Annotated in this window: 21 protein-coding genes and 1 pseudogene; 3 read left to right on the top strand and 19 right to left on the bottom strand. The window is 74.3% G+C overall.

What is annotated here, in order from left to right; translation table 11 throughout:
* Nucleotides 1-86: 86 nt before the first annotated feature.
* Genes ACQEVB_RS28710 through ACQEVB_RS28690 form a run of 5 tightly spaced genes read right to left on the bottom strand, consistent with a single transcriptional unit; the run spans nt 87 to nt 6,361 of the window.
* The gene (locus ACQEVB_RS28710; RefSeq protein ID WP_432977767.1) at nt 87-941 is read right to left on the bottom strand and encodes an SWIM zinc finger family protein; all 855 of its coding nucleotides are present in this window, start codon (nt 939-941) and stop codon (nt 87-89) included.
* Nucleotides 934-4,038 carry an SNF2-related protein gene (locus tag ACQEVB_RS28705; protein WP_432977764.1) on the bottom strand — a complete coding sequence of 1,035 codons (3,105 nt, stop codon included), beginning with the start codon at nt 4,036-4,038 and terminating at the stop codon, nt 934-936. Before ACQEVB_RS28705 ends, ACQEVB_RS28710 begins: the two co-directional genes overlap by 8 nt.
* Nucleotides 4,039-4,088: 50 nt before the next feature.
* A complete protein-coding gene (locus tag ACQEVB_RS28700) occupies nt 4,089-5,051 on the bottom strand; it encodes a zinc-binding dehydrogenase (RefSeq protein ID WP_432977761.1) in 963 nt (320 codons plus the stop codon).
* A 33-nt stretch (nt 5,052-5,084) separates the two neighbouring features.
* Nucleotides 5,085-5,378, bottom strand: coding sequence for a GNAT family N-acetyltransferase (locus ACQEVB_RS28695; RefSeq protein WP_432977758.1), 294 nt, complete (start codon nt 5,376-5,378; stop codon nt 5,085-5,087).
* Complete coding sequence (locus ACQEVB_RS28690) at nt 5,378-6,361, bottom strand: pirin family protein (RefSeq protein WP_432977755.1); 984 nt, start codon at nt 6,359-6,361, stop codon at nt 5,378-5,380. Before ACQEVB_RS28690 ends, ACQEVB_RS28695 begins: the two co-directional genes overlap by 1 nt.
* 57 nt (nt 6,362-6,418) lie before the next feature.
* On the opposite strand from ACQEVB_RS28690, the gene ACQEVB_RS28685 reads away from it, so the two are divergent.
* A complete protein-coding gene (locus ACQEVB_RS28685) occupies nt 6,419-7,294 on the top strand; it encodes an SMP-30/gluconolactonase/LRE family protein (protein WP_432977752.1) in 876 nt (291 codons plus the stop codon).
* 1 nt (nt 7,295) lies between these two features.
* Complete coding sequence (locus tag ACQEVB_RS28680) at nt 7,296-7,709, top strand: TIGR03668 family PPOX class F420-dependent oxidoreductase (RefSeq protein WP_432977749.1); 414 nt, start codon at nt 7,296-7,298, stop codon at nt 7,707-7,709.
* Here the strand turns inward: ACQEVB_RS28680 and ACQEVB_RS28675 are convergent.
* The 9 genes from ACQEVB_RS28675 to ACQEVB_RS28635 are packed head-to-tail and all read right to left on the bottom strand — an operon-like array spanning nt 7,672 to nt 13,023.
* A complete protein-coding gene (locus tag ACQEVB_RS28675) occupies nt 7,672-8,151 on the bottom strand; it encodes an acyl-CoA thioesterase (protein WP_432977746.1) in 480 nt (159 codons plus the stop codon). The genes ACQEVB_RS28680 and ACQEVB_RS28675 overlap by 38 nt on opposite strands.
* Nucleotides 8,152-8,164: 13 nt before the next feature.
* On the bottom strand, nt 8,165-8,482 hold the full coding sequence (locus ACQEVB_RS28670) for a hypothetical protein (protein WP_432977743.1): 318 nt from the start codon (nt 8,480-8,482) through the stop codon (nt 8,165-8,167).
* Complete coding sequence (locus ACQEVB_RS28665; RefSeq protein ID WP_432977740.1) at nt 8,479-9,249, bottom strand: SDR family NAD(P)-dependent oxidoreductase; 771 nt, start codon at nt 9,247-9,249, stop codon at nt 8,479-8,481. The genes ACQEVB_RS28670 and ACQEVB_RS28665 overlap by 4 nt, the downstream gene beginning before the upstream one ends.
* Before the next feature lie 22 nt (nt 9,250-9,271).
* Nucleotides 9,272-9,547 (bottom strand): hypothetical protein, encoded by a 276-nt coding sequence (locus ACQEVB_RS28660; protein ID WP_432977737.1) that lies wholly within the window; start codon nt 9,545-9,547, stop codon nt 9,272-9,274.
* Nucleotides 9,548-9,597: 50 nt separating this feature from the next.
* Entirely contained in the window at nt 9,598-10,362 is a 765-nt protein-coding gene (locus ACQEVB_RS28655; RefSeq protein ID WP_432977734.1) for an alpha/beta fold hydrolase, read from the bottom strand.
* Nucleotides 10,363-10,389: 27 nt separating this feature from the next.
* Nucleotides 10,390-10,764: an MmcQ/YjbR family DNA-binding protein gene (locus tag ACQEVB_RS28650; RefSeq protein WP_432977731.1), complete on the bottom strand. Its 375-nt coding sequence runs from the start codon at nt 10,762-10,764 to the stop codon at nt 10,390-10,392.
* The gene (locus tag ACQEVB_RS28645) at nt 10,761-11,771 is read right to left on the bottom strand and encodes a methyltransferase (RefSeq protein WP_432977728.1); all 1,011 of its coding nucleotides are present in this window, start codon (nt 11,769-11,771) and stop codon (nt 10,761-10,763) included. The genes ACQEVB_RS28650 and ACQEVB_RS28645 overlap by 4 nt, the downstream gene beginning before the upstream one ends.
* The gene (locus tag ACQEVB_RS28640; protein ID WP_432977725.1) at nt 11,768-12,154 is read right to left on the bottom strand and encodes a VOC family protein; all 387 of its coding nucleotides are present in this window, start codon (nt 12,152-12,154) and stop codon (nt 11,768-11,770) included. The genes ACQEVB_RS28645 and ACQEVB_RS28640 overlap by 4 nt, the downstream gene beginning before the upstream one ends.
* Nucleotides 12,151-13,023 carry a helix-turn-helix domain-containing protein gene (locus ACQEVB_RS28635; RefSeq protein WP_432977723.1) on the bottom strand — a complete coding sequence of 291 codons (873 nt, stop codon included), beginning with the start codon at nt 13,021-13,023 and terminating at the stop codon, nt 12,151-12,153. Before ACQEVB_RS28635 ends, ACQEVB_RS28640 begins: the two co-directional genes overlap by 4 nt.
* A 31-nt stretch (nt 13,024-13,054) precedes the next feature.
* On the opposite strand from ACQEVB_RS28635, the gene ACQEVB_RS28630 reads away from it, so the two are divergent.
* Nucleotides 13,055-13,702 (top strand): nucleoside/nucleotide kinase family protein, encoded by a 648-nt coding sequence (locus ACQEVB_RS28630; protein ID WP_432980626.1) that lies wholly within the window; start codon nt 13,055-13,057, stop codon nt 13,700-13,702.
* A gap of 165 nt (nt 13,703-13,867) precedes the next feature.
* Here the strand turns inward: ACQEVB_RS28630 and ACQEVB_RS28625 are convergent.
* From ACQEVB_RS28625 to ACQEVB_RS28605, 5 genes and pseudogenes are all read right to left on the bottom strand, one after another.
* A pseudogene (locus ACQEVB_RS28625) lies at nt 13,868-14,821 on the bottom strand (DUF3500 domain-containing protein); the annotation flags it as partial.
* Nucleotides 14,822-14,872: 51 nt separating this feature from the next.
* Entirely contained in the window at nt 14,873-15,109 is a 237-nt protein-coding gene (locus ACQEVB_RS28620; RefSeq protein ID WP_432977720.1) for a hypothetical protein, read from the bottom strand.
* A gap of 94 nt (nt 15,110-15,203) precedes the next feature.
* The gene (locus ACQEVB_RS28615; protein WP_432977717.1) at nt 15,204-17,450 is read right to left on the bottom strand and encodes a transglycosylase domain-containing protein; all 2,247 of its coding nucleotides are present in this window, start codon (nt 17,448-17,450) and stop codon (nt 15,204-15,206) included.
* A gap of 608 nt (nt 17,451-18,058) precedes the next feature.
* A complete protein-coding gene (locus ACQEVB_RS28610) occupies nt 18,059-18,427 on the bottom strand; it encodes a nuclear transport factor 2 family protein (RefSeq protein ID WP_432977714.1) in 369 nt (122 codons plus the stop codon).
* Between the two features lie 16 nt (nt 18,428-18,443).
* Nucleotides 18,444-19,418: an LLM class flavin-dependent oxidoreductase gene (locus ACQEVB_RS28605; protein ID WP_432980623.1), complete on the bottom strand. Its 975-nt coding sequence runs from the start codon at nt 19,416-19,418 to the stop codon at nt 18,444-18,446.
* Between the last annotated feature and the right edge of the window lie 205 nt (nt 19,419-19,623).

The following is a 19,623-nucleotide window of genomic DNA, read 5'->3' as shown; positions in this document are numbered from 1 at the left end:
TCGACGTCGTGAACCCACGACTCGCCCAACCGGAACCCACGACTCGCCGGGACGGAAACCGCGACTCGCGGTCGGCAGCGTCGCGTTCAGCCGCGCTCGCCGTCGGGCAGCGCCAGGTAGGCGGGACGCAGGAGCTCCCGGACGTCCACGTCGCGCACGGTGATCGGGAACGCCGGGACCTGGTCGAGCAGCGCGTCGGGCCGGGTGCGCGGCCCGACCAGCGGTGGGCGGCCCAGCCCGGGAGCGGCCCCGGCGTCGAAGAAGGAGTCGAGCACCTCGGTGAGCGGGCGGGCGCTGCTCTCCCGGGCGGCGTCGGGGTCGGCGCGCCGCCGCCGGAGCTCCTCCAGCACCGCCTCCTTGGTGCGGCCGCGCAGCTCCAGGATCGTGAACGGGTCGGCGTCGAACCGCTCCGCCAGTACGTAGCAGACGGCGGCCAGGTGCTTGCACGGCACCTCGAAGTCGGGGCACGTGCAGTCCATGGCGAGGTCGCGCTTCGTGGCCGGGAACAGCGTGGACCCCGTGGCGGCGACCACGTCCTCCACCTCGCGGGGCAGCTCGCCGTTGAGCAGCGCCGCGGTGTGCGAGGCGTCGTCGGCCAGCGCCTGCACGATCTGTGCCCACTCGGCCTTGCCGAACGTCGGCACCCCGATCCGCACCGCGTAGGGGACGGCGCGCGTGCCCTGCACCTCCGCGGTGACGGCGCCCGGGCCGACGGCGAACGTGACCAGCTGCCCCTGCCGCGCGTACGTGCGCCCGCGGGCGAGCCGGCCGCCCACCCCGATCGACTCCAGGACCTGCAGGAACCGCTGCGACCACCACGTGCGCGCCACCGGGCCGCGGGTCGAGTTGATCTGGATGCCGCCCTCGACGCGGCGCGGGCGGCTCCTGGCGTCCGCGCCGCGAGCGTCCATCCACCAGGGGCGGCCGTCGCGGTCAGGCATCGTCGCCACCCTCCTCAGCGCGGTCCTCCACGGCCTCGTCGCCCAGTGCGAACACCTCGCGCAGCGTCTCGGTGGACAGCTCGGTGAGCCAGCCCTCCCCGTCGCCGACGACCATGCCGGCCAGCGCCTTCTTCTTCGTGATCAGTGCGTCGATGCGCTCCTCGACGGTGCCGGGGCAGACGAACTTGCGCACCTGCACCGAGCGCTTCTGCCCGATGCGGAACGCGCGGTCGGTGGCCTGGTTCTCCACCGCCGGGTTCCACCACCGGTCCAGGTGCACGACGTGGTTGGCCTGGGTGAGCGTCAACCCGGTGCCGCCGGCCTTCAACGACAGCAGCAGGATCGGCGGCCCGTCGCCGGCCTGGAACCGCTCGACCATCGCGTCGCGCCGGGCCTTCGCCACCCCGCCGTGCAGGAACGCCACGTCGGTGTCGAAGCGGGCCGACAGGTGCGGCACCAGCATGTGCCCGAACTCGGTGAACTGGGTGAAGCAGAGCACCCGGTCGCCCTCGTCGAGGATCTCCGCGAGCAGCTCCTCCAGCCGCACGATCTTGCCGCTGCGCCGCCCGATCGGGGAGCCGTCGTGCAGCAGGTGCGCCGGGTGGTTGCAGACCTGCTTCAGCTTCGTCATCGCCGCCAGCACGTTGCCGCGGCGCTGGATGCCCTGGGAGTCCTCGATCAGCTCCAGCATGTCGTCGACGATCGTGCGGTACAGCGACGCCTGCTCGCGGGTGAGCCGGTAGTGCTGGGTGATCTCGATCTTCTCCGGCAGGTCGTCGATGATCGCGGGATCGGTCTTGACCCGCCGCAGCAGGTACGGCTGGGTGATGCGCCGCAGCAGCCCGGCGGCCTCGGTGTCGCCGTGGCGCTCGACGGGGATGGCGAACCGCTGGCGGAACCGCTCGGCCGGGCCCAGCAGGCCCGGGTTGAGCACGTCCATCACCGACCAGAGCTCCGAGAGCCGGTTCTCCACGGGGGTGCCGGTGAGCGCGACCCGGTGCTCGGCGTCGATGCGGCGCACCGCCTGGGCCGGTGCTGCGTGCGGGTTCTTGATCGCCTGCGCCTCGTCCAGCACCAGCCGGCGCCACGCGCACCCGGACAGCTCCTCGACGTCGCGCGCCGCCGTCGCGTACGTGGTGACCACCAGGTCGGCCTGCGCAAGCTCGGCGAGCAGCTCCGGCCCGTGCAGGCGGGCGCTGCCGTGGTGGGCGTAGACGCGCAGGTCGGGCGCGAACTTCGCGGCCTCCCGCTGCCACGTGCCGACCAGCGACATCGGGCAGACGAGCAGGGTGGGCCCCTCCGCGCCGGCGTCCCGCTCGGTCGCCTCCAGAGCCAGCATCTGCACGGTCTTGCCCAGCCCCATGTCGTCGGCCAGGCACGCCCCCAGCCCCAACGACGACAGGAAGGCCAGCCACGCGACCCCGCGCTGCTGGTAGGGCCGCAGCGTCGCCAGGAACGAGGGCGGCGGCTCGACCGGCGTGACCGCCTGCTCCGCGCGCCCGGCGAGCACGTCGCCGATCCAGCCGTCGGCGCGGATGTCGGTGACGGGCAGCGGGACCTCGCCGCCCGCCGTCCACTCCTCGGGCAGGCGGTGCGCGAGCGCGAGCAGCTCGCCCGCGGTGGGCATCGCCGCCTTGGGCCGGTCGGCCTCGCGGCGCAGGAACTCCAGGCCCGCGCGCAGCCGGTCGGGGTCGACGGCCACCCACTTGCCCCGCAGCCGCACCAGCGGCGCCTTCGCCGCCACCAGCTCGGCGAGCTCGTCGGCGCCCAGCTCCTCGTCGCCGACGGCGAGCGACCAGCGGAACGCCGCCAGCTCCTCCCGGCCCAACCCGCCGCGGGTGACCACGCGTTCGGTGGGGGTGCTGCGCGCGGACAGCCGCAGCCCGAGCCGCCGCCCGCCGTCCCAGCTCGCCGGCAGCTGGACGGCGAACCCCGCCTCCACCAGCAGCGCCGCCGACGCGGTGAGGAACTCGTGCGCCTCTTCGACGGCGAGGTCGTGCGTGCCGGGACGGGGCTTGCGCAGTGCCGGCGCGAGCCACGGCACCACGACGGCCGCCCGGCCGAGCTCGGCGAGCAGCAGCTCCTGGGGGCCGGCCAGCAGGCGGTCGGCCTGGCCGGTCCACACCTGCTCGGCCGGCACCAGCAGGCTCGGGTCGGCCGCGGACTGCAGCAGGAACTGCAGCTGCCAGCGCGTGCCGTCGCCGGTCTGGTCGTCGTGGTCGGGCGCGGGATCGAGCGGATCGTGCAGCGTCGGCACCTCGGCCAGCCGCACGCACAACCGGCCCTCGACCGGCTCGGCGTCGCCGACCGCGTCCCACCCGGACACGGCCTCGACGAGCGCGGCGAGATCGCTGCGCGGCAGCTCCAACCGGGGGTCGACGTGCTGCAGGGCGGCGAGCCACGCGTGCACCGGGCCGTCGCCGGGCGGCGCCAGCTCCAGCGGCGGATCGGCGCGGGCCAGCCGGTCGCGCACCTGGCCGTCGACCATCACCCCGAGCGCGTCGACGAGGAGGGCGTGCGGATCGGTGCCGGTGAACGGCCGACCGGGTCGGGCCGTGTGCTCGGCCCGTCCGGCCGGCGGCAGCGCATCGACCAGCGCCGCGAACGCGACGGCGTCGACGCCCTGGACCACCGGCCGCCATCGGGCCACCGGCGTGCCGCCGGTGGTGTCGACCGTGGGCAGCACCCGGCCGCGCGCCGCCAGGTCCGCAGCCAGCTCGGCCACGGCCCGCAGGTGCGCGACGGTGGCCCCGTAGCGGACGCTCTCCACCGGATCGCCCAGCTCGGCAGGGTCGACGACCAGCGCGGGCACCGACCACGGCCGCAGCTCGGGCGGGGTGCGCAACCGGGCCGCCTCCGGGCGGGACCGCACGAGCTCCGGCGACGCCAGCGGCCCGGACTGCCGCGACGGCAGCAGCAACGTGACCGACGTGGGTTTGCCCGGGTGCAGCGCCGTCAGCTCGGCCGACGGAACGGCGAACGGGTGCGGCCGCGCCGTGCGCAGCGCCCTGCTCGACGTGGTGGCCGGCCGCTCGCCGTCCTCGGCCCACAGCAGCAGCCCCCGGCCGGGGGACCACAGGGCATGGACGGCGAGCACGTGCCCAGGCTACGGACGGGCACCGACAACGCTGCGCGCGGCGGCGGCCTTCAGACCAGCAGCAGGCTCTTCCCGACGAACTGCCGGGCCTCGATGTCCGCGTGCGCGGCGGCTGCGTCGGCCAACGGGTAGGTCCGGCCGATGATCGGGGCCAAGCGGCCGGCGGCGGCCTCGTCCAGCACGTGCCGCACCCGCCGGTCGGTGTCGGCCCAGAACCCGGGCAGCTGGGACATGCCGACGACGCTCAGTGGCCGGTCGGCGGCGATCTCGGCCTCCGCGCCGCTGCTCATGCCGTACCCGGAGAACCGCCCCCCGTCCACGAGGAGCTCCGCGGCGGTCGCGCCGACCGACCCGCCGATGCCGTCGAACACCACGTCCAGTCCGTGGCCCGCGTTGAGCGCTCGTACCTGATCGGGCCACTCCGGGTGGGAGTAGTCCACCGCCCCCGCGCCGAGCCGGCGTGCGGTCGCCACCTTCGCCGCGCCACGGACCCCGGCGACGACGTCCGCTCCCGCGCGCAGGAGGAGCTGCACGAGCAGGTTCCCGAGGCCGCCCACCCCTGGCACGACCAGCACGCGCTCGCCGGCGCGGACCGGCGTCGCTTCGAGGAGTGCCAGTGCCGTGCTGCCGTCGTCCATCACGGCGAGGGCGCTGCGCAGGTCGAGCCCCTCCGGCACCCGGTACACGCCCGCCGCCGGTGTGACGACGGTGTCCGCGTAGCCACCGCCGTACCCGGTGCCGGCCCTGGCGAGCACCCGCGCACCGAGCCAGGCGGGGTCGACGTCGGTGCCGAGCGCCTCGACCGTGCCCGCTATCCCGCTCCCCGGCACGTACGGCGGCGCCACCGCGAACACAGTGGGGCCGTTGCCCGCCCGGATCGCCGTGTCCATCCACGTCACGTTCACCACGTCGACGGCGATGCGGAGCTCGCCCGGACCCGGCGCCGGCGTCGGCAGTTCGACCAGCTCGAGTACGTCGGGGGAACCCGTGCGCGCGGCCATGATCGCTCTCATGGGGCAAGCCTGGGACCTCGACCCGAGTCGAGGTCAAGATCGAGTGAGATCCGCATAGTCCGGGTGCTTCTCGATCCACGCCTTCACGTACGGGCACACCGCCACCACGCGCAGGCCGCGGCCCCGCACGTCGTCGAGCGCGGCCCGGACCAGCACCCCGGCCAGGCCCTTCCCGGCGAACGCGTCGTCGATCTCGGTGTGCACGAACGTGATGTGGTCGTCGCGGAGCCGGTACTCGGCGAACCCGGCGAGCTCGCCGTCGACGGTGATCTCGAACCGGTGGCGGTCTGGCGCGTCGGCGACGGTGGTCTCCGATGTGCTGGACATCAGGCGTTCCCTCCTGCGGATCCGTGCGGCACGTAGGTGGCGGGCACGACCCCGAGCTTGCCCTTCTGGTAGTCCTCGAACGCCTGCATCACCTCGGCCTTCGTGTTCATGACGAACGGGCCGGCCCAGGCGATCGGTTCGCGGATCGGCGCCCCGCCGAGGATGACCACGTCCATGCCGGACAGCCGCGACTCCTGCGTCGGGTCCGCGGCGACGGTGATCGTGTCGCCGCGCCCGTACAGGACGGCCTGGCCGGTGCGGACGGGGCTGCGTTCCGCGCCGGCGGTGCCGCGCCCGGAGAGGACGTAGACGAGCGCGTTGAAGTCGCGCCGCCAGGGCAGTCGCAGGGTGGCTCCGGGAGCGATGGTCGCGTGGATCATCGACATGGGCGTGAAGGTGGAGCCGGGACCCGTGTGCCCGGCCAGCTCGCCGGCGATCACCCGCAGCAGCGCGCCGCCGTCGTGCGTGGTGAGCAGCGCGGACTCGCCGGCGCGCAGGTCCTGGTACTTGGGCTCGAGCCACTTGTGCGCCTTCGGCAGGTTCACCCACAGCTGCAGCCCGTGGAACAGGCCACCGCTCGCGACGAGGGTCTCCGGCGGCCGCTCGATGTGCAGCAGGCCACCGCCCGCGGTCATCCACTGGGTGTCGCCGTTGGTGATCGTGCCACCGCCGCCGTGGCTGTCCTGGTGCTCGAACGTGCCGTCGATGATGTAGGTGACGGTCTCGAAGCCGCGGTGCGGGTGCCACGAGGTGCCCTTGGGTTCGCCGGGCGCGTACTCGACCTCGCCCATCTGGTCCATCATCAGGAACGGGTCGAGATCGCGCAGGTCGATGCCGGCGAACGCGCGGCGGACCGGGAAGCCCTCTCCCTCGAACCCGGTCGGCGCGGTCGTCACCGAGCGGACGGTGCGCTCCACCGCGGCCTCGCCGGGCTCGGGCACGCGGGGCAGCACCGTGATGTCGGGAACGGTGACGGCAGGCATGGCGACCTCCAAGTTGAGCGTGCAACTAACTGCCCGGCTCAACGCTATTGTCACCGCATGTCTTCCGAACCCGTCGTCGTGCTCGAGGGCTACTCGTTCCTGGAGGGGCCGCGCTGGCACGACGGCCGCATCTGGGTGTCCGACTTCTACACGAACCAGGTCGTCTCGGCCCGCTCCGACGGCTCCGACGTCCGCGTCGAGGCGGAGGTGCCCGCGCAGCCGTCCGGGCTGGGCTGGCTGCCCGACGGGCGGTTGCTCGTCGTCTCGATGCGCGACCAGCGGATCCTGCGGCGCGAGTCGGACGGATCGCTCGTCGAGCACGCCGACCTCTCTGCGCACTGCGGTGGTCTGCTCAACGACATGCTCGTCGACGACCAGGGTCGGGCGTACGCCGGCAACTTCGGGTTCGACCTGATGGGCGGCGGGGAGCCGCGCACCGCCGACCTGGTCCGCGTCGACCCCGACGGGACGGTGGCCGTCGTGGCGGAGGACCTCTGGTTCCCCAACGGGATGGTGAAGATCGGCGACACCCTCGTCGTGAACGAGACGCTGGGCAACCGCATCAGCGAGTTCGACGTCGCGCCGGACGGCTCGCTCGGCGCGCGGCGCGACTTCGCCGTGTTCGGCGACCTGCCCACGGGCGACGACCTCGGCACGGTGCTCGGCCAGACGAGGGTGGGGCCGGACGGTTCGGCGGTCGACTCCGAGGGCGGCGTGTGGATCGCGGACGCGCTCGGGCAGCGCGCCGCCCGCGTGCGGGGCGGGGAGATCGTCGACACCGTCGACGTCGGAACCGGGGTGTACGCCCTCGCACTCGGTGGGGAGGACGGCCGCACCCTGTTCCTGTGCACCGCCCCCGACTTCGCCGAGCACGCGCGCCGGGCGGCGCGGGAGGCCCGACTCCTCGCCGTCACGGTGGAGGTTCCCGCGTAGGGTGCCCCGCCTCGATCCGGCCGCTGCACGTGCGCGCTTCGCCGCGGCGCGGGTGGCGCGACTGGCCACCCTGCGCGCCGACGGTGCCCCGCGACTCGTCCCCGTGACGTTCGCGCTGGTCGCCGAGCAGATCTGCATCGGCATCGACGACGTGAAGCCGAAGTCGGGACGACGGCTCGCCCGCCTCGCCGACGTCGACCGCGATCCGCGGGTGGCCCTGCTCGCGGACGGCTACACCGAGGACTGGTCGCAGCTGTGGTGGGTGCGCGTCGACGGGGTCGCCACCGTGCACGAGGACGGGCCCGCGGACGCCGTCGCCGCTCTGCGGGACCGGTACCCGCAGTACGCGAACGCCGCGTTCGCCGCCGTGCTGACGATCATCCCGGCAGCGTGGACCGGGTGGGCGGGGAGCTGACCGCCTGCTGCACGTCGTCGGGCGCGCGGGGGATGCGTTCGAGCGTCGCCCGGAGCGGCCCGGGGATGGCCGTCTTCGTGAGACCCGACGTGAACGCGACGTAGCGGGCCGACGCGAGCACCACGTCCCTGCCGTTCACCGTGCCGCGGTAGTCGATGACCAGCGACGTGGTGCCGATGTGCCGGAGCAGGACCGCGACGTCGAGCAGGTCGTCGAACCGGGCGGGCGACCGGTAGCGGATGGTGATCTCGGCCATGACCAGGTCCACACCGTGGCGCCCGAGCGCCTCGAGGGAGCCGGCGATCTCGCGGAGTGCCTCGATGAACGCCGCCTCGAAGAACGCGGCGTACTTCGAGGCGTGCACGATTCCCTGGTGGTCGGTGTCCGCCGGACGGATGCGCACGGTGTGCACGAGCGGCGGGTGCTGCTGCGCGGTCGACAACTGCGTTGCCCTTTCAGCCGAGGTGCGTGCGGCGGGCGAACGCGAGTCGCACCCGGTGCGCCTCGGCCCTGGCCGCCCAGAGGGGATGCTCCATGATCGCCTTGTTCTCCGGGAGCAGCGTCCCGGGCTGGAACAGGTGCGCGACGTTGGCCAGCGCGAGCCCGAACCCCACCACGAGGAACGCGGTGGCGCGGAGCCGGCGGACGGGGATCATGCCGAGTCCCGCGAGCATCGCGACGTCGCCCAGCGTCGCGATCCGGGCGGTGACGGGGTGCTCGTGGCGGGCGAGCAGCGCCGCCCTGAACTGCTCGTACTGCTGCGGATCCGTCATCGCTTGTAGCGCTGTCCTTCGGCGAGCTGGGCGGTGACCCGGTCGCCGCCGGTGCGGCGCTGGATCGCGGCGGACAGGCCGGGAGCGACCCCGCCGAGCCGGGCGACCAGCCGGAGGCCCAGCGGGGCCACGTCGACCTCCGCGACGTCGTTCTCGATCGTCCGGATCGTCGCGTCGGCGACGTCCTGCGGCGATCGGGTGCCGACACCGCGCGGCAGGATCGCGCCGGAGTCGGCGAACATCCCCGCATCGCTGATGTAGCCGGGGAAGATCGACGAGACGCCGACGCCGTGCGGGCGCAGGTCCTCGCGCAGGGCCAGCGCGAAGCCGCGCAACCCGAACTTGGTGGCGTTGTAGAGCGACGCCTGCGCCGAGGCGGTCTTGCCCGACAGCGAGGAGATGAAGACCAGGTGCCCGCGACCTCGGGCGACCATCTGCTCGGCGGCGAGCTTGGCCATCACGACGGGGGCGCGGAGGTTGACGTCGAGCGCCCGGTCGATCTGGTCGATCGAGTAGTCGGTCAGCAGGCCGGTCGCGGGCAGCGCGGCGTTGGCCACGAGCACGTCGAACTCGCCCACCCGAGCCAGGAGATCGGCGATCGAGTCGGGATCGATGAGGTCGGCCGGGACGGCCCGCCCGCCCACCTCGGCGGCCAGTGGCTCGAGCAGGTCGGCGCGACGCGCAGTGAGGATCATGTCGCCGCCGCGTCCGGCCATAGCCCGCGCCAGGGTTCGGCCGATCCCTCCCGAGGCCCCGGTCAGCAGCACTCTCGCTCCCTGGAGGTCCACGTCACCTGCTCCTCTCGAGTGGCGCGGCCTCGGCGCCCCGGGGATCGTCGGCGTCGGAGTTCACGGTGGCGCCGGGCGTGTGGAACAGCTCGACGACGTCACGAGCGTCGACGTGCCGGTGCCAGCGACCCTTCGGCACGATCGTGAACTGCCCGGCCGACAGGGTGAGCCGGTGGCGGTCGTCGACTGTCAGGATCTCGTTGAACGCCGCGAGCTCGTCCACGAACTCGAACGACGAGAGCTCTCCGGCGATGGCGACCGGATCGTAGGTTCGCATGGCGTCACCCTGACCCGCGGTGCGGACACCGGTCTTGTACGAATGTTCCGCTACTCCCCGTCGAGCCGGGCGACGATCGCGTCGCGCACGCGGTCGCGGTGCTCCAGGTGCGGGGAGTGGCCGCCGTCGAGCACCAGCAGTTGCACGTCGTCGCTGCGGACGGTGTCGCGGACGGCCTCGACGTGGGCGACGGTGCCGTACCGGTCGACGGTGCCCTGCACGGCGAGGACCGGGCAGGTGATCGTGGCGATGTCGGGGCGGAGGTCCCAGTCGCGGAAGGCCGGGTCGAGCCAGACGTCGTTCCAGTTGCGGAAGGTGACCTCCGGGTCGCGGTGGTGGCGGGCCATCCGGGCGCGCAGGTCGCCGTCGTCGAACTCGCGGCGGGCGGCGATGATGCCGGCCAGTCCGATGTCCTCGACGAACACGTGTGGGGCGATGACGACGAGCGCCGACACCTCGGCGGCTGCGGCGTGCAGGAGGGCGATCGAGGCGCCGTCGCTGTGGCCCACGAGCACGGGCCTGTCGAGGCCCAGGGCGGCGCACAGGGCGGGCACGACGGCGTGCGCCTCCTCGTGCATGAACGCAGGAGTGCGCTTGGCCGGTGGGAGGTCGGACCACCCGTGGCCGAGGCGCGAGTACGCGACCGTGCGCCGGCCGGTCGCTGCGGCGACGTCGTCGTGGAACCCGCGCCACAGCCCGACCGAGCCGAGGCCTTCGTGCAGGAACAGCAGCGGCGGACGGTCGGGGCGGCCGGGCAGGTCCGCGTACTCCACCCGCCCGCCGGGGACGGCGACGGTCGGCAGCTCGGTGGGCACGAGCGCCACCCTAGCCGGGCCGGGCGGTCAGTCCCGGGTGTCGAGCAGCGCGCACAGCCGCTTCGGGGCGACCTGCCGGTAGGCGTCGGTGACGATCTCGTCGATCTCGTCCCAGTCCAGCTCACCGGTGCCGAGCGCGTCGAGGTTCACGCCCAGCCAGCCGCGGTGGCCGACGTACGGCGGACGGAAGTACGCCTCCGGACGGGCCGCGACCAGCGCCTCCTGGGCGCCCGGCGGCGCCGCGCACCAGAACGCGGTGCGCGGGTCGTCGTGGTGGTGGTCGGCGTAGGTGACGAAGACCTTCTTCACGAACCACGTCGGCGAGCCGTGGCTGAGCCTCTCCGTCGCCTCCGGCAGCGCGAGGCACAGCTCGCGCAGCCGGGGGAGCGGATCGCCGGTCACGCCGGGACCGCCCGCAGCACGGCGTAGGCGCTCGGCGGCGGGAGCGGCCGCTGGTCGGTGAGGACCAGCCCGGCCGCGTCGAACAGGCGGGCGAACTCCGCCGCGGTCCGTTCCCGGCCGCCGGTGCAGACGAGCATGTTCAGGTCGCTCATCAGGGTGCTGAACGCGGCGGGCAGCTCGGCCGGGTCCTCGGGCAGCGTCGGCTCCACCACGAACAGCCGGCCGTGCTCGGGCATCGCGGCGCGCACCGACGAGAGCACGGCGACCGCGCGCTCGTCGTCCCAGTTGTGCAGGACGCTCTTCACCACGTGCGCGTCACCCCGCGGCACCTCGACGAACATGTCGCCGGTCACGATCTCGGTACCGCTGGGCAGGGCCTCGGCCGCGCCGCCGACACCGCGCGGGAGGTCGAACAGCACGCCCTGCAGGTGCGGGTGCTCAGCCAGGAACGCCGCGAGCAGCGTGCCCTCGGCCCCGCCGACGTCGACGAGCCGGTGGACGCCGGCCAGGTCGCAGCGCGCGACGACGTCGGCCGCGATCATGCGCGTGCCCTCGGTCATGGCTGCGACGAACACGGCGAGCGTCGCCGGGTCGCCGGCCATCGCCTCGTACGTCGCGGCACCGGTGATCCGTGCGAGCGCGGGCTCCCCGTCGCGGATGCTGGTGGGCAGCTCGCCCCAGGCCCGCCACGGACCGTCGCCGCAGAAGAGCTGGGCCAGCCCACCGATCCCGCCCGGTGCGCCCGGCCGCAGCAGCTCACCGTCGGGGCTCAGGGCGAAGCGGCCGTCGGCGTCGCGGGTGGCCAGCCCGAGCCCGACCATGGCCGTGAGCAGCCGGTGCGTCGTGTCGGGCCGGGTGCCGGCACGGGCGGCGAGCTCGGCGGCGGTGCGCGGCTCGTCCAGCAGCTCGGGGAGGCGCAGCTCGGCGGCGGTGCGCAGCACCTGCGCGGGGAAGAACCCCCACAGCATCCGGACGACCCGGGCCCGGTCGGCGACGGCCGCGGTCATGACGGGCGGTAGGTGCCGACGCACCACACGTTCCCCTCGGGATCGGCGACGGCGAACTCGCGCGATCCGTAGGGCTGGTCGACCAGCTCGTGCATGACCGTCGCACCGGCCGCGACCGCGCGGTCGTACAGCGGATCGACCGCTGTGCCGGGGGCGACGGCGAGGTACACCACTGCCCGACCGGTGTCGAACCGCCGGTCGGCGGTGCGGGTGCCGAGCATGACGACGCCCTCGTCGCCGTCGGCTCCCCAGGCGAGCTCCGCGTGTCCGACGGAGCCGTCGTCCGCGATCGACACGTGCTTCTCGGTGAAGCCCAGCGCCGAGACCAGGAAGCCGATCGCCGCCTTCGCGTCGTCGTAGCGCAGGGTCGGATGGATGCTCATGGCTGCGACGGTAGGGCGGCCTCGTCGTCCTGGCTTGAACGAATGGGAACAGCCGCCCGCCACTCGGCGACGTACGTCGACGGGGTGACCCCGGCCAGCGCGCGGAACTCGCGCGTCAGGTGGGCGTGGTCGGCGTAACCGCAGCCTGCGGCCACGTCGGAGATCGACCGTGCGGTGCCGGCGCCGGGCCCGCCGTCCGCGAGCACGGGCACCAGCAGCCGTGCCGCGCGCTCGAACCGCAGCACCCGCGCCGCCGTCTTCGGCGTGAGCCCCACCTGGGTGCGGAACCGCGTGAGCAGGTGCCGCCGGCTCCATCCCGTGCCGGCGGCCAGCTCCGCGACGCCGGCGGCGCCACCGGTGCGGCGCAGCTGCTGCCACGCCCACCGCACCTCGGGATCGGGCAGCCGGCGGGCGCACGCGAGCAGGCGCACCAGCACGGTGTCGACGCGGGCGAACCGGGCCGGCCAGTCCGGCGCGTCGGCGAGCTGCTCGGGAAGAGCGGCCAGTGCGGGCACGGACAGCTCGTCGAGGCTGGTCGAGCGGTTGGTGAGCGCGTCCATGGCCACGCCGAGCAGCACGTACCCGCCCAGCGGGGTCAGGTTGACCTGCACCCCTCGCTGCAACCCGACGTACTCCGTCACGACGGCGGCGTCGTGCATGCCGGCGAGGAACGAGCCCGGCACGCTGGGGCCGGCCGGCCCGTGCAGCCGCAGCGGCGGCCCGAAGGAGACGATCAGCGTGAGCGCGCCGGTCGGGGCCTGCCGGCGGCGGATCGGGTGCGGGCTCACCTCGACGTAGCCGCCGTAGTCGAGCACCAGCCCGGCGAGGGCGCGGTGCGGCCGGCCGCTGACGTACTCGGGCCGGTCCACGCGCTCAGCATGGCAGCCCTACGATCCGGCGGTGGATCATGCAGCTGGATTCGCCGACCTGGTCGCCAGGGCGACCGCGCTGGCGGCGCGCGGCGGGCCCACCGCGGTGCTGGGCATCACGGGCAGCCCCGGCGCGGGCAAGACCACACTGGCAGCGGCACTGGCCGCCGCCGTCGACGGCGCCGTGCACGTCCCGATGGACGGCTTCCACCTCGCCGACGTGGCGCTCGACGCGCTCGGTCGCCGCGACGCCAAGGGCGCGGAGGACACGTTCGACGTCGGCGGCTACATCGCCCTCCTGCGCCGCTTGCGGGCGGCCGCGGAGGACGTCGTCTACGCGCCGGCGTTCGAGCGCGACCTGGAGCAACCCATCGCCGGCGCGATCGCGGTGCCGCGCGGCGTCCGGCTCGTCGTCACGGAGGGCAACTACCTGCTGCTGCAGCGCGGCCGCTGGCCCGAGGTCGCAGCGCTGCTGGACGAGGTGTGGTTCTGCGCGCCCGACCCCGAGCTGCGGCTGCACCGGCTGACCGCCCGGCACGTCGCGTTCGGCAAGCCGCCGGAGGTTGCGGCGGCCTGGGTGGCGGCCGTCGACGAACCGAACGCGGCGCTCGTCGAGGCCACCCGGGCGCGCGCCGACCTCGTCGTGGGGCCGGACGTGCTCGCGACGATCCCGCGCTGACCCGCGGCGGGGCTCACGCGTGGTGCGCGGAGCGGTGCGCGGCCAGCGCGTCGACACCGAAGTCGTGCCCGGGGTCGCGCCAGGCCGCGTGCGCGTGGTGGCCGACCGCTGCGTGTTGTCCCACTCGACGAGCAGCCGCGGGCCCTGCAGCCGGTAGTAGTGCGGCGCGCCGGGCTCGGTCGAGCCGGCCCACGCCAGGTGCACGGCGTCGAGGGCGGTGTCGCTGCGGTAGCGGTCCAGCGAGGACACCTCCTCGGGCACCCGTCCCAGGTAGGTGGCGAGCACCGCGCGCAGCAGCTCGCGCTGGCCGGTGTCCATCGCTGAGGCCGGCAGCCCTTTCGGGGTGCTGGTGTAGGCGATGCGGCGGCGGTCGTCGACGGAGAGCGCGCTGGCGGCGTCGATCGCGTCGCTCGCGCGGACGAGCCCGGCCCACTGCTGCACGTCGCGGAACGGGCCGCGCCACACGTCCTTGAGGGACGGGACCTCGTCGCCGTCGGCGAGGGTGGTGCGGTTGCCGCCCACCAGGTCCGACGGCGCGCGCGGCAGCAGCACGGCGACCTCGGCGAGATCGCGGGGGAGTGACCGCACCAGCTCGCGCGCGAGGTCCTCGGTCGCCGCGAGCGGACGCAATCGGGAGCCGAGCAGTGGCGCGGTCGCCGGGTCGGCGCCCAGGAACGACGGGGTGGTCGAGACCAGCTCCCCGTCGACGACGAGGTTCGACATCGACACGTGGTGGCCGCCGAACCGCCAGCCCCACGGCTGCCCGCCGCCGGGCTCGCCGAACACGCGCAGGTAGTACATGCCGGGGTCACGGCCGCGCTCACGGTCGAACCGCACGGTGAACCCGTCGGCGTGGTCGAGCACGTTCTCCAGGCCGATGATCGTCGAGACGGTGACGAACCCGGCGTGCGACAAACCCGTCGCCACCAGCGCCATCGCCGCCTGCTGCTGGGCGGGTCGCTGCTGGTGGAAGGTGAGCCCGCCGTGGTCGGTCGGCGTGTAGAACCACCGCCTGCGTTCCGCGTCGGCTGCCGGGTCAGGGCTCGGCGGCGCCCAGCAGGCGAGCGCCCGCTGTGCCTCGTCGAGCCCGTCGAGCCAGGCGGCAGCGGCATCGGCCATGCGGCTCGCGACCTGCGCGGCCGGGGAGGTGCCCATGGCGCCCAGTCTGGATCAGGCCAGCGGCGTCGAGCCACCCAGCATCCCGGGGGAGCGGCGCAGGTGGATGTCGCACGAGATCGACTCCGCCGGGAGTCCCGTGAGATCCGCGATGAGGGAGCGGGCCGCGTCGGGTGCCTCGGTCATCGAGGTGACGGTCGTGGCCGCCTCGATCGCGGGCACGTAGAGCACGAGGCGCCGCTCGGCGGGCCAGGCGACCACCTCGAACGTGTCCGCGGCCGCGTCGGTCACGGGCCTGTGGGCTGTCGTCCGGCGCGCCGCATGCGTTCACCGTAGCCCGCGGGGACCGTCGGACCACAGGTCCGGACGGTCCCCGGGGGTCCGGTCAGCCGACGGGCTCCGCGCCGTCCTCGTCCGGGTCGTGCTGCGGCGGCGGGGTGGGACGGGCGGTGCGGGACGGCTCGCTGCTCGCCGTCGGGCTCGGCCGGGCAGCATCGGCGGACGGCTCCGCCGGCGCGGAGGTCGCTTCCGCGCCGGTGGGCGGTGCTCCCGCGGGTGCTCCCGACGGTGTTGCCTGCGCGGTTCCCGTCGGGGTGGCCGGCGCTGCGGTGGGCGGGGCGGTGGGCGGGGCGGTGGCGCGGCTGCGCGGCGGCTCGCCGATCGGCCGGAACGGCGTGAACTGCGCGACCGGGGCGTCGTCGTGCGCATCGGCCATGAACTCCTGCCACACCTCGCCCGGCAGGCTCTTGCCCTCGACGGGGGTCCCGGCGGACGTGCGGATGGGCGAGTTCATGTCGGTGCCCATCCACACCGACGTCGAGACGGTGGGGGTGAACCCGGCCATCCACGCGTCGTTGTTCTGGCCCTCCACCCGGGATTCGACCGTCCCGGTCTTGGCCGCGACGGGGCGGCCGTCGGGCAGCGCCAGTCCGTCGGCGGACGCGACGTCGAGCATCGCCTCGGTGACGTTGCGCGCGACCCGCTCCGGGAAGCGCTGCTCACCCTGCGGCGATGCCTGGTAGAGGACGGTGTCGTCGGCGCGGGTCACCCTCGCCACCAGGTGCGGAGGGTGCCACACCCCGCCCGCGGCGATCGTGGCGTAGGCCGAGGCGAGGTCGATGGTCGAGACCTCCTTGTTGCCGAGCGCGATCCCGCCGTCCGGGTCGGTCAACGGCGCGGTGACGCCGGCGGCGCGGGCCGCGTCGGCGACGGCGGCGGGTCCGACCTTGCGGGCGAGAGAGGCGAACACGACGTTGTTGGAGACCGTCATCGCCTCCTTGAGGTCGCAGCGCGCGCAGTCCGCCCCCGCCGCGTTGCGCAGGCCGCGCCGCGGTGCGCCGTCGAAGGTCTCGCCGAGCCCGACGGGCGGGTCGCGCAGCAGCCCGGCGAGCACGACGAACGGCTTGAACGTCGACCCGGCGAGACGCTGCGTGCGGGCGTAGTCGAGGCCGTGTCCGTTGTCGCCGCCGTAGTAGGCGAGGATCGCGCCCGTGTTCGGGTCGATCGCGACCACGGCGCTGCGCAGGTCATCGGGCTGCCCGCGCAGCGCGGAGTGCGCGGCGTCCACCGCCTGCTGCTGCCGGACCGGGTCGATCGTCGTGGTGATCCGCAGCCCGCCCTGCGCGAGGTCCTGATCGGTGATGCCGAGGTCGGCGAGCTCGCGGGTGACCGCGGTGATGATGTGGCCGCTGCTGTCGGACGGGACGCCGCCGCCCGTGGCCGTCGAGCGCGGGATCGTGGCGGGGAACTGGGCGGCGGCCCGCTTCGCCGGGTCGAGCCAGCCCTGGGCCACCATCCCGTCCAGCACGAAGTTCCAGCGCTGCACCGCACGGTCCGGGTTGATCGCCGGGTCCCACCGCGACGGGGACTGGATGAGCCCCGCCAGCAGCGCCCCCTCCTCGGAGCTGACCTGCCCGACGTCCTTGCCGAAGTAGGCCTGGCTGGCGGACTGGATGCCGTACGCGCCGCGCCCGAAGTAGATCGCGTTCAGGTAGTCACCGAGGATCTCGTCCTTCGTGCGCTCCTGCGAGATCTTGACGCTGAGGACGAGCTCCTTGTACTTGCGCCACAGCGTCTGCTCGTCGCCGACCAGCGCGTTCTTGACGAACTGCTGCGTGATCGTCGAGCCGCCGCCGACGCCGCCGCGCAGCTGGTTCCAGGCCGCCCGCACGATCCCGGCCAGGTCGAAGCCGGGGTTGGAGTAGAAGGTGCGGTCCTCGGCGGCGAGCACCGCCTCCCGCACGTGCACCGGCACCGCGTCGATGCCGACCTTGGTGCGGTTGCCGGCCTCCGGCACCAGCCGGGTCAGCTGGGTGCCGTCCGCGAACGACACCAGCGCCACCTGGTTGTTGACGGCGTCGTCGGGGTTGGGGACCGGGAAGAACAGGTAGCCCGCCCCGAACGCCAGCACCGGGGCGGCGAGGACGCCCAGGAGCGACCACAGCACGAGCTTGATCACGAACCGGCGGAGCTCCCGCGGCGTGCGCGGCTGCCGGTCGGCTCGGGAGGGGCGCTCGGACGACGGCGGTCGCTCGAGCGCCGCCCAGGCCGCCGGTCGGCGCCCGTTCGGCGCCGGGTCGTGCTCCGCGCGCGCACCGGCGCGATGGCGGGGCTCCACCTCGGCGGCGGGCACGGGGCCCGTACGGGGTGGGGGACGCCACCAGCCCGGGCCGCCTGCCGCCGCGGCGTGCCGGCGGGTGCCGCGCTCGGTGCTCGCGGGCGGACCTGCGAGAGGTCGGCCGCCGGCCCGGGTGGTGTCCGGGCCGGCGGCGGACGGGCGGCCGCGTTCGGGGGGTCGCGGCCGCGTGGGCGCCTGTTCCGCCGGGATCCGCGGAAATCGCGGGATCTGCGGGCCCGGCAGCGGAGCAGGGTGCTGGTCGGTGGAGGAGCCTGCCTGCCGTGCGCGCGGACGCTGTTGTCCGGGCACGACACGAGGGATGGCAGGCAGGCTCGGGTGGGTCGGGTAGTCCGCGGGCGACCCGGCCTGGGTCGGGACGCGCCGGGGGCGCGCGTCGTGGGCCCGCGTCATCCGCCACCTCCGCTCGTCCACCGACCGGGACCGGATTGCCCCTCCCCGGTCCTGCGACCCCCAACGTGCAGCCTGGCGACGGCGATGTGGAACGACACGGGAGATCACCCGAAGGTCGTGCGCGTCTGCCGTGACGCCGACCAGCGCATGCGGTATGGCGACGGTGCGTGAGTTGCTCTCCGCCGAATGGAGCAGTGAGCGGGAGGCGCCGGTCAGGCGAGGAGAGCGGCCATGCGTTCGCGGAGCGCCGTCGCCGCGGAGTACGGGCGGATCATCACGGTCAGCTCGGTGAGCTCGCCGCCCTCGGCGCGCAGGACGTCGACGCCCTGCAGCTCGCGATCACCGATCTGCGCCTCGAAGAGCAGCACGTGCCCGTCGTCGGATGCGTACTCCGCCGTGTAGCGGAAGTCCTCGAACACCTGCACGACCGCCGACAGGATCGCGTGCAGCGCAGGAACGCCCTGGTAGGGCTTGTGCACGACGGGCGAGTTGAACACGGCGTCGGCGCGGAACAGCGCGACGGCCGCGTCGATGTCCTTCGCCTCGACGGCGGCTCGGAACGCGTCGTACGGGGTGGCCATGCCGCCATTCAAGCGGTCAGACCGGTGTGCCGACCAGCGCGTCGTGGACGATCTCGTACGAGCGGATCCGGTCGGCCGCGCCGTGCATGGCGGTGACGATCATCAGCTCGTCGGCTGCAGTGCGGTCCAGCAGCTCGCGAACGCCGTCCCGGACGGTGTCGGGGGAGCCGATGATCTGCTGCTCCATCCGGTCGGCGATGAACGCCTCGTCGAGCTCCGAGAGGGGATGGGCGGCGGCCTCCTCCGGGGTCGGCAGCAGGCCGGGGTTGCCCTTGCGCAGCTGCAGGAACTGCACCGCGGACGGCATGGCCAGCCGGCGTGCCTCGGCGTCGGTGTCGGCAGCGAACACGGCGGCCGCGATCATCGCGTAGGGCTGCTGCAGCACGGCCGACGGGCGGAACCGCTCGCGGTAGAGCGCGAGCGCCGGCAGCGTGTTCTGGGCGCTGAAGTGGTGGGCGAACGCGAACGGCAGCCCGAGCATGCCGGCGACCTGCGCGCTGTAGTCGCTGGAGCCCAGCAGCCACAGTGCCGGCCGGGCGCCCTTGGCCGGCACGGCGAGGACCGGTCCGTCGCCGCGAAAGTACGACACCAGCTCCATGAGTTGGTCGGGGAAGTCGTCGGCGCCCAGTGGCGCGGTGCCGCGGCGCAGCGCGCGGGCGGTGCGCTGGTCGGTGCCGGGTGCCCGGCCGATGCCGAGGTCGATGCGGTCGGGGTGCAGCGCGTCGAGGGTGCCGAACTGCTCCGCCACGACCAGCGGCTGGTGGTTGGGCAGCATCACCCCGCCCGATCCCACCCGGATGCGGCTGGTCGCGCCCGCCAGGTGGGCGATGAGCACGGCGGGTGCGGAGCTGGCGATACCTGGCATCGCGTGGTGCTCGGCGACCCAGTATCGGGTGAAGCCCAGCTCGTCGGCGCGGCGGGCGAGCGCAGTGCTCGCCGCGAGCGCGTCGGTGGGGGACACGCCGGATCCGACGGGGACGAGATCGAGCACGGAGAGCGGGACCACGACGATCTGCAACGCGCGCGGGCCGGCGGATCTTCCCTGGGGCGATCCGTTCCGCCCGGGGCGACGGCGATCGGCCCCGACCGGGACCGCCGGAAAGACGGCGACGGTCGGCCGTGCGGGTGGACCGTCGTTGCTCCCCACCACGAGGGCATGCTGCCTGGACCCGGGCGCCCCGTCCGGGCGGGTGGAG

It is taken from the genome of Pseudonocardia sp. CA-107938 (assembly GCF_050936315.1).
GTDB lineage: Bacteria > Actinomycetota > Actinomycetes > Mycobacteriales > Pseudonocardiaceae > Pseudonocardia.
This window is presented reverse-complemented; position numbering and strand designations above follow the sequence as displayed.

What these genes read in the sequence shown, in the direction of transcription:
- ACQEVB_RS28700 (WP_432977761.1), bottom strand. Translation starts at nt 5,051, where the DNA reads ATGAGAGCGATCATGGCCGCGCGCACGGGTTCCCCCGACGTACTCGAG.
- ACQEVB_RS28710 (WP_432977767.1), bottom strand. Translation starts at nt 941, where the DNA reads ATGCCTGACCGCGACGGCCGCCCCTGGTGGATGGACGCTCGCGGCGCG.
- ACQEVB_RS28645 (WP_432977728.1), bottom strand. Translation starts at nt 11,771, where the DNA reads ATGACCGCGGCCGTCGCCGACCGGGCCCGGGTCGTCCGGATGCTGTGG.
- ACQEVB_RS28660 (WP_432977737.1), bottom strand. Translation starts at nt 9,547, where the DNA reads ATGCGAACCTACGATCCGGTCGCCATCGCCGGAGAGCTCTCGTCGTTC.
- ACQEVB_RS28610 (WP_432977714.1), bottom strand. Translation starts at nt 18,427, where the DNA reads ATGGCCACCCCGTACGACGCGTTCCGAGCCGCCGTCGAGGCGAAGGAC.
- ACQEVB_RS28695 (WP_432977758.1), bottom strand. Translation starts at nt 5,378, where the DNA reads ATGTCCAGCACATCGGAGACCACCGTCGCCGACGCGCCAGACCGCCAC.
- ACQEVB_RS28685 (WP_432977752.1), top strand. Translation starts at nt 6,419, where the DNA reads ATGTCTTCCGAACCCGTCGTCGTGCTCGAGGGCTACTCGTTCCTGGAG.
- ACQEVB_RS28690 (WP_432977755.1), bottom strand. Translation starts at nt 6,361, where the DNA reads ATGCCTGCCGTCACCGTTCCCGACATCACGGTGCTGCCCCGCGTGCCC.
- ACQEVB_RS28670 (WP_432977743.1), bottom strand. Translation starts at nt 8,482, where the DNA reads ATGACGGATCCGCAGCAGTACGAGCAGTTCAGGGCGGCGCTGCTCGCC.
- ACQEVB_RS28640 (WP_432977725.1), bottom strand. Translation starts at nt 12,154, where the DNA reads ATGAGCATCCATCCGACCCTGCGCTACGACGACGCGAAGGCGGCGATC.